The sequence below is a fragment of the Neisseria sp. HMSC070F02 genome (genome assembly GCF_001814225.1).
Lineage (GTDB): Bacteria > Pseudomonadota > Gammaproteobacteria > Burkholderiales > Neisseriaceae > Neisseria > Neisseria meningitidis.
The window spans coordinates 1-260 of the sequence record NZ_KV815483.1 but is presented as its reverse complement, the minus strand read 5'-3'; the positions used below and the strand labels follow the sequence as shown (position 1 = coordinate 260).

At 51.5% G+C, this 260-nt stretch carries 1 protein-coding gene; it reads right to left on the bottom strand.

The features are described 5' to 3' along the window. On the bottom strand, nt 1-260 hold a 260-nt coding region (locus HMPREF2959_RS09580), incomplete at both ends, for a dTDP-4-dehydrorhamnose 3,5-epimerase family protein (RefSeq protein ID WP_180300673.1).

The window sequence follows — 260 nt, the reverse complement described above, 5'->3', positions numbered from 1 at the left end:
CGCATATCGACGGCCACGTCGAATACTTCGCCGACAACCACGCGTACGAGTTTGCCTTGTGTGTTTTCAGTTTGATAGTGCAGGCCGCGCAATACGCCTTTGCCGGATTTGGAGTGGTTTTCCTGCACGAAGGTTCGGTCGGCAATATTTTCTTTGAACCACCCGTCGCGGAAGGTTTCCATAAAAAAGCCGCGCCCGTCTGTGAAGACTTGCGGTTTTAAAATTTTTACGTCGGGGAGGGCGGTGTCGATGATGTTCAT